Genomic DNA, 8,228 nt, shown 5'->3' on the forward strand with positions numbered 1-8,228 from the left:
ATTACTTATCTCCCTTTAGGGATTGAAGCAAAAGATAAGGATACAAAGAGATGGGGGAATAAGGGGATTCTTCACCATGAATACTTCTTATCCTCTTCTGTTGACTTTGAGTATAGCGATCGCTAATGTAGTGATTTAATTTTCTTTCAAGAGCGATCGCTATTTTCTCCAGCCACAGGGGATTTTGCCCAAAGGTGAGACGGCTTAACAACGGCTTCAAAAATCCTTGATGGCGACGATGCCCCATCCGCTTATAGCGCTTCTTAAAATACTTGTCATTCATTGTCAAATTCCACTTTGCACAAAAGTGTTCTAAACTGGCAATTTCCCAAGCATTGCTCCAGCGCAACATAAAGAATGCTAGTTCTGACAATTCAAACTTTAGCCCTGGTACATAAGTAACTACCGAAGCAGGTTCACAGTAAAATGTACCCCCTGCCTCAGCCACTTTTAGACAAAAATCGATGTGTTCCCGCGTACTCAAGAATCCCTCATCTAACAGCCCGATTCGCCCAAAAATCTCGGTGCGAACTAACATACAGTGAAACTCGGCAAACTCGCATTGTGTACGATGAAGTTGATCCTGCACCTCAGCAACTTTCCGATTTACAAAGTAATGTTTTTCATGCACCCGTCGCTTGACTCCAGTTTCCTGTATCTCCGCAACAATATGAGCTTCACCACCTGCCAAATGTACTGTTTCCCCCAAAGGCTGGCCAATGCAAGTAAGCGGACAGACTACAGTTGCGTTTGTTTCTTTAGCGCATTCAAGTAAGGAGTTGAGCCAGCCTGGACTGACAATTACATCGTTGTCAACAAATACTAAATACTCGCTATTAACTTGTTGTAAACCCAAGTTGCGGGCTTGGTTGGGTGAAAGATAGTGTTCTGTGCGGATTAATTGGAATCCTTTTGTTTGGGATTGTTCTTGGAGGTAGTGCTGGATGTGCCGAGGTGAATTGCCATCTATATAAACTAGGGAGAAAGGTAGTTGAGTATGTTCGTAAATGCTTTCTAACGATTCGCGGGTGTAGCTGAATCGCTCACGCTGGGAAACAATTATAGTGATTTGCGGTTTGTTCATGGTTAAAATCTAGAGTTTCTGCATACTGTACGCTGTTTACCCCACCCTAACCCTCCCCTTGTAAAGGGGAGGGAACAAGATTTTCCGGTTTCCCACAAACTTCTATTAAATCGGGGGTAAAAACCTTGCCTCGCAAACGGGAGGGAACAAGATTTTCCGGTTTCCCCCCTTTACAAGGGGGGATTAAGGGGGGTAATTCGACTTGTATGTACGGCCACAAGGGAAAGGGAGCAAGAATCAAAGCCTCAAAGGCGCAAGTCAATGCAACAAAGTTGCAGATCATTGTTAGGAAGGGACTACACGAAAGATATTTCGCCTAACAAAGCTGCATCAGATATCCCTAAGACTCGTTCGTAAACACTCATCCAGTTTTGATATTCTACTGATGGGGCAAGCTGTTGAGTTACTTTTGTATTGGCTTTTGCACCCAACTTTTGCCGTAGTTCTGGTTGAGTTGCCAGATATCGGATTGCAGCAATTAATTCCTCTGTACTGCCGGGGTTGATAAGCAAACCGTCTACACCATCTTCTATGATTTCTGCGATCGCATCTACACGAGTACCAATTATTGCTCGACTCGCTAGCATCGCTTCCAACAGGGCATTAGGACAACCCTCATTCAGCGAGGGAATCGCAAAAATATCTAAATGTGGTAAATAAGCCAAAGCCTCTTGGCGACTGGTAATTCCAGTGATGCGGAGGCGATTACCAATTTCACTTTGTTGGATTTGTTGCTGCCAATATTCTTGTTCTTTATCAACAAAATCACCTATTAATAACAGTGTTAAATCTAACTCTTTACTCAACTCGGCACAGGCATCAAGAAGAAATTCAATCCCCTTTTTATCTCGGAATCTCCCCGATGAACCGATAACAATACCTGGTAATTCCTTAACTAAAGATGGGGTGGGGAATTGCTCAAAGTCGATAGGTGCGATGGAATTCCAGAAAGCTGATGATTTTAACTTTACACTAGGAGTAATAACACTAGCTCTTTTGAGCAAGTCACGGCTGACAAATGTCACCCAATCAGAATTCTCTAAAATCCATGCTATCTGAGCATGATTCTTAGGATTAAAAATATGTTTGTGCAAGTCGCTACCGCGAACACTATTGATTACCGGAACATCATTTTCTCTAGCTAAAAGCGTCGTTACATAACCTGCTTCATTTAGAAAGAAGGCGTGAAACAAGTCAAAGTTATGCTTTTGATGCAGACATTTTAGTTGAAAGTAAACATCGCTAAAAAAATCTTGTATTTCTGTTGTTTGAGTCCGAACGGCTGACTTAATGCGATGTACAAATACACTATCTTGAAGCGTTGATGTGCAACTTGCTCGTCTGCGACTTCCATCAGAAACTAGCCGTTGTTTAGAGCGAAAAACGGCAATATGAACTTCATAGCCGCTATCACTTAGCATCTTGGCAATCCGATGCACTGATTCGCCAACTCCGCCAATATCGGGTGGATATTCGAGTGTAGTAATACAAATTTTTGTTTTATTCATGATTCAAGCTTTCTGTGAATTTATCAAACAGAATTCTGACTCCTGAATTCTAACTCCTGAATTCTGACTCCTGAATTCTGACTCCTGACTCCTGACTCCTGCCTCCTTCTCATGCAACTTGTTGCTTAAATGCTAGAGCTTTTAAAACAGTTGCAGTTTTTTCAACTCCATTAGAATCAAAGCTAATTTTATTAGGTTTCTCTTTCAGGTAATGAATAATATTAATAGCTAAGTAATCTGGTTTCAAATCATTAGGATTGATAAACTTGACAATTCCTAAATTGCTTAACTTTTCGGCTCTAATAGTTTGTTCTCGATCCTGGTTGCCTGTAAAGGGAAGAATCATGGCTCGTACACCTGTAGTTAGAACATTCATTGTGGTGTTATAGCCAGACATATTTATCGAAAGGTCTGCTTTTTTCATGTAATTTAGCAAGTAAGGAGTATAGCGTCGAATGTGGATATTCTTGCTAAATTTTGCCATTGCTTGCAGTTCCTTAAATTTGGCATCGGGGATAAATGGCCCGGTAAAAACCTGAATATTGTGCGGCAATGATTTCTCTAAGAAAGGGGCTGTGTTCACTACACATTCAAGTAATTCATGACCAAATCTCCCACCGCCTACGCTGACTAAAATCAGGGGTTTATCTGATTTAATAATTTCTCGATCTTCATCAGTAAGCGCAGGATTTGTTGGTGGTTCTTGTACGACATATCCGGTGTAATATACTTCACATTTGAGGTCATCAACTCTAGAAAATGTTTCTTCTAGTGGAACTAATTCTGGGTCGCCGTGAACCAGCAACATATCAAAATATTTGTTGATTAAGTTACATACTTTTTCTTCGTGCTTTGCCTGTTTCTCTGGTTTAGCAACTACAATATCTCGCAAACTAGAAACGACTTTCGTTGAGTTTCCATTTAATTTTGCTCTTTCTAATAAAGGAATTAATTCAAAAGAGAAGCGTCTTCTCCCAAAAGGGAATAACTCAACTATTAAAATATCAGGATGGAATTGGTCAAATATTTCCAGAAGTCGATTTTTTCTAATTTCCTTCACTTCTGTGAGACTCAAGGCATCATCTACTACTTGCAGTTCTGTAAATTCTGCGTCAGTTTTAATTGCAGGTAGGTTGATGACTTCGACACCAGCAGGAATTTCAAATCCTTGAATTATTTCACCGCCATTAATAAAACAAATTTGGAAGTATTGGGTTAAACCGCGCACAATTTCTCGGCTGCGAACTAGATGCCCCATACCTAAAATATGTTGGCAGTAGAACATAATACGTTTCATAATCCTTTCACCTATTTAAATAATTTTAGATTTTAGATTTTAGATTTTGGATTGTCAAATATTTAATGGTAATTCCTTGTTGGCGAGTATTCGAGTTCGCGTCTTGATTCTGACTCCTGAATTTTTCTTCAAGAGTTTGCATAAAACAAACAAAGTAAAATAAAAAGTGATTTAGGGGTTTTTTAATTTTTAGTTAACCAAGTTTTGCAATCATCATTAATTCTGGTAACTGTTCCGGGGACTTGTAACAAAATGGAATCACGCTCTTTTTTTTTGCAAGTAAGGCAGAAATGTATTGGCTAATTTTGGGCAATCCATCCAGATTAATTGTGGGAAAAGAAATCTGCGGAGTTTGGAGTTGTTGTAACAGCGATCGCAGTAATATATCTGGAGTCAGATCATTTGGATGAATCGCTGCCAAAATCCCCAACTTTGACAAGTGTTCTGCACGGATGCACTGTTCTCGTGATGGCTTAATTCTGGGTACTACTACAGCCGGCTTACCCGCTGAGAGAATCTCGCAAGTTGTGTTGTAGCCTCCCATTGCTACTACGGCATCTGCGGCGGCGATGTAACTCATCAAATCATCGGTAAATTCGCCTATTTGCACTTGGGGGTATGCTGCTGCTTTCCGTTGCAGTGCGGCTTGGTGTTCTAAAGGCATTTCTGGGCCACATATAATTAAACTTCGGAATTTATAGGAATCTGGCAACAATACCAAACTCGATAAATATGTGTCAATTAACCTGTAACCATCTTCGCCACCACCCGGCGTAACTAAAATAAGTTGTTCTTCTGGACTTAATCGCAACTCGCTGCGGATGAGATTTGGACTTTTACGCCCCAATTCTGTGCGGATGTAACCACAAAACTGTACCTTCTGGGCAACCATTGGCGGTAGTTGATATTCTTGGCGAATGTCGAAAATTTCGGGAGTGCCAACGACAAGCACGCGATCGTAAAATCTATGTATTGCTTCGTTGTTACCGTGCTTTTGCCATTCTGGAATCGTCACATCTGGATGATCCAAAATGTCGCGCAGCAGGAGAATTAGGGAAGTTTCTGTCAACTTTGTTTTTAGATATTCGATAGCCGCTTTTAATTCATTACGGATACCATAAGGCTTTTTGTCTACTAGAAATATATCAGGTTTAAAATTAGCGATCGCAGATAAAATTAACTCTGAGCGGAATTTCACTGTTTCATCAATTTCTGTCCCTAGATACTTGACAGACATTTCACCTGACGTTCCTCGATTTAAGCAGGGTAGTTTAATATAATCGAGTCTTTTCGGGAGACGAAAGCTGTGCAGCATCGGCGAACCAGAAATCACCAGAATAGAAAGTTCTGGAATCGAATCAAGTAAGTGGGTGCATATTGCCAGCATTCTGCGAATATTACCGAGACCGAAGCCATCGTGGGAATATACCATCAGTCTCATGGTTAAATGTCCCTAAGTTATTCAGTGAATGGATGCCGAACTAATTAAGAGCTTCCCAAGCTTACATGAGTCTTTTATGAAACTTCTATGAGAAAATTCTCATCATTCTTTTGTCAAAATTGAAGAATAATTCTGACTTCTGCATACTTCTTCAATTCCGATTGCGTAATGGCAGTATAAGTCAATTCTGGGTGTGGAAATGCGATCGCTCAAATTCCCTAGTTTTTTGTAACAATCGTGTAATAGATTTGACAAAAAAGGTGAGAAAGTTTTAGTTTGGAAGCAGCGTATGTCGTTCATCGACACCACTCGCCCGAACCTTGAAAACCGCATAACTTCGTTGACTGGTGTCGATTGCTTACACAGCAAAGCTTTCAAGCTGTGAAATGCATTGGTTATTGACAATATTTCGGGAGTTATTGACACTCAAAAAAGTGGTGTCGATTAGGGGGTCTGAAACCCGCTCCTGGCAAGGTTTCCAGAAGTGAACTCTTTACGATCACATCGCCCCGAAAGGGGATGGAAACATTGTTTATCACTTCCGCTGAAACCAGATTCCTTTCACTTTACGATCACATCGCCCCGAAAGGGGATGGAAACGAGCACCGCTGCTACACCGGAAAGAATGTCACGTTTGACTTTACGATCACATCGCCCCGAAAGGGGATGGAAACGTTTTTTTACCGTTCCCTGAAAGCCAGAGAGCTGACCTTTACGATCACATCGCCCCGAAAGGGGATGGAAACCAAAAATAGAACCGCTACCTCTGTTTTGCTGGGATGACTTTACGATCACATCGCCCCGAAAGGGGATGGAAACGAAATCCCCATCACGACTTGTGGTCATGGGGGGGGAGACTTTACGATCACATCGCCCCGAAAGGGGATGGAAACAAAAAGGTAGGTTAAATTTGTTTGCATGCAAAAATAACTTTACGATCACATCGCCCCGAAAGGGGATGGAAACCGGAAAAGTTTCGTAATCTGCCTTTAAGCCATATTCAACGCTTTACGATCACATCGCCCCGAAAGGGGATGGAAACGAAAGTTTGCATCCTAATTGAGATGCATTGCCTCTTTGCTTTACGATCACATCGCCCCGAAAGGGGATGGAAACCTTTCTTATCCTCGATTTTTTTAACTACAAAAAAAAGCCTTTACGATCACATCGCCCCGAAAGGGGATGGAAACCTATCGCCACCGTTTAAGGTGTTATTATTAGCGATGCTTTACGATCACATCGCCCCGAAAGGGGATGGAAACTTTTGTTCTAGAGTTGGAACAAAAATGGCGGAACTTACTTTACGATCACAAAGACGCGATAAATCGCCGTCTCTACAAAAATCAGTCCTTGTAGAGACGGCGATTTATCGCGTCTATTGCTCAACCGAACTTTCCCCGCACTCATTTTCTACGAGATTTGCTTGGGTGGAACGTAATTCTTCTAACGCCAATTCTAAACAGCGATTTTTCTCATCTAACTCCCGCGTCCGTTCGCGTACCTTCTTTTCTAGCACCTGACTGTATACTTCTAACTGTTCATTAGCATCCTTTTGGGCTTTGATGAGTTGCTGAACTTCCTGGATAAGACGATTGAGAGAAGTCGCTAAGATGCCAACTTCATCATTAGTTGTGACGGGTGCTTGTAAATCGAAATTAGATTCTTCTGTAACCTGTTGGGCAATATGGGTGACAGCTTGAATGGGACGGGCAATGGCGCGACTGGTGTAAATTGCTAATAATGTGGCGATCGCAATTGATAGTGACAGGCTACCAATGATAATGTATAAGCGTAATTTTTCCGCCGTTTGTAGTTCCAGTTTTGCTTGCTGATACTCCTCGGCTGTAACTTTCACAAGCTTGCTGATGTCATTGAGAAAGTCATCCATCAAAAAAACCGACGAGCCATGCATAAAATTAAACAATTGACTTTGTGCTGTCTTAATCTCGCTCGGTGATAAATTATTGGGATTATTCTCTTTAAAAAAAGCTTCTGTGCGCTGTAAATAAGCACTAAAACCTTGATAATTCTGCAACAACGGGTAAACTGTTTTCTGCCCATTTACAGAACCATACATGATGGGCTTGTTAATGGTATAATTTGCAGTTAATTCAAACCAAACTTGTCGGGCTTCGGCAACATGCTCAAGTAATTGAGTGTAATTTTTTCCCCATAACTTAGGTCTATCCATGTAGAGAATCAGCTGGTGTTGAGTAGTGCGGACATAAAACACACTCGTTTTTAGTTGAGAAGCTTGATATAACTCTTCAAATGCAGCTTCTTCCCGTTTGTGCGCCTTCTGCTTATAATGATCTGCAATTACAAAACCCATAGTAGTTCCCAGCACGGCAATGCTCACAAGCAGCGCATATCCAATACCGATCTTTTGACCAACCTTTAAATAACTAAACCAATGTCTAGAAATACTTGTATGTGCAGTGAGATTATTTGATAGCTGCAAGCGGTTATTCGATTGCTTAGAAGTCAGTTTATCGAACTTACTGTGCTGTTTCATACTCAACCACGACTTAGATGGATTTGAATTCGTTCCAGCAAGTCACTGAAGCGAAATGGCTTGGTAATATAGGAATCCGCTTTGATTTCTGAACTGATTTGCGTAGGCAGGGAATAGGGAATAGGGAATAGGGAATAGGGAATAGGGAATAGGGAATAGGGAATAGGCAATCTTGCTACAGGAAAGAAGGCTTCTTAGTTGTACTGAGTTTTTTCAGAAATCAAATATGAGTCCTATATAGTCATTTGCTCCATTTTTAAATGCGATCGCTCCTTTTTGATCATCTTTACGAGCTGTGATGATGATAATCGTTAGTGTCTCTCCCTGTCTACGAATTTCTTTTATAGGCGCTTTCATACCGCAAGGCGGAATTCGTAATTCGT

The 8,228-nt window shown here is 41.1% G+C and carries 5 protein-coding genes and 1 CRISPR repeat array; all 5 genes read right to left on the minus strand.

The window, feature by feature from the left end; all coding sequences use genetic code 11:
- Position 1 precedes the first annotated feature (1 nt).
- Positions 2-1,084, minus strand: a complete 1,083-nt coding sequence (locus tag RRG12_RS21095) for a glycosyltransferase family 2 protein (protein ID WP_420760612.1) — start codon at positions 1,082-1,084, stop codon at positions 2-4.
- A gap of 296 nt (positions 1,085-1,380) precedes the next feature.
- The gene (locus RRG12_RS21100) at positions 1,381-2,592 is read right to left on the minus strand and encodes a glycosyltransferase (RefSeq protein WP_420760613.1); all 1,212 of its coding nucleotides are present in this window, start codon (positions 2,590-2,592) and stop codon (positions 1,381-1,383) included.
- A 109-nt stretch (positions 2,593-2,701) separates the two neighbouring features.
- On the minus strand, positions 2,702-3,889 hold the full coding sequence (locus RRG12_RS21105; protein ID WP_420760614.1) for a glycosyltransferase family protein: 1,188 nt from the start codon (positions 3,887-3,889) through the stop codon (positions 2,702-2,704).
- A gap of 193 nt (positions 3,890-4,082) precedes the next feature.
- Positions 4,083-5,330: a glycosyltransferase family protein gene (locus tag RRG12_RS21110; RefSeq protein WP_420760615.1), complete on the minus strand. Its 1,248-nt coding sequence runs from the start codon at positions 5,328-5,330 to the stop codon at positions 4,083-4,085.
- A gap of 491 nt (positions 5,331-5,821) precedes the next feature.
- Positions 5,822-6,592: direct repeats of the CRISPR family, unit length 36 nt; unit sequence CTTTACGATCACATCGCCCCGAAAGGGGATGGAAAC.
- Positions 6,593-6,705: 113 nt separating this feature from the next.
- A complete protein-coding gene (locus RRG12_RS21115) occupies positions 6,706-7,845 on the minus strand; it encodes a HAMP domain-containing protein (RefSeq protein WP_420760616.1) in 1,140 nt (379 codons plus the stop codon).
- Positions 7,846-8,228: the final 383 nt, after the last annotated feature.

Source organism: Nostoc sp. CALU 546 (assembly GCF_048836525.1).

What these genes read in the sequence shown, in the direction of transcription:
- RRG12_RS21095 (WP_420760612.1), bottom strand. Translation starts at nt 1,084, where the DNA reads ATGAACAAACCGCAAATCACTATAATTGTTTCCCAGCGTGAGCGATTC.
- RRG12_RS21100 (WP_420760613.1), bottom strand. Translation starts at nt 2,592, where the DNA reads ATGAATAAAACAAAAATTTGTATTACTACACTCGAATATCCACCCGAT.
- RRG12_RS21105 (WP_420760614.1), bottom strand. Translation starts at nt 3,889, where the DNA reads ATGAAACGTATTATGTTCTACTGCCAACATATTTTAGGTATGGGGCAT.
- RRG12_RS21110 (WP_420760615.1), bottom strand. Translation starts at nt 5,330, where the DNA reads ATGAGACTGATGGTATATTCCCACGATGGCTTCGGTCTCGGTAATATT.
- RRG12_RS21115 (WP_420760616.1), bottom strand. Translation starts at nt 7,845, where the DNA reads ATGAAACAGCACAGTAAGTTCGATAAACTGACTTCTAAGCAATCGAAT.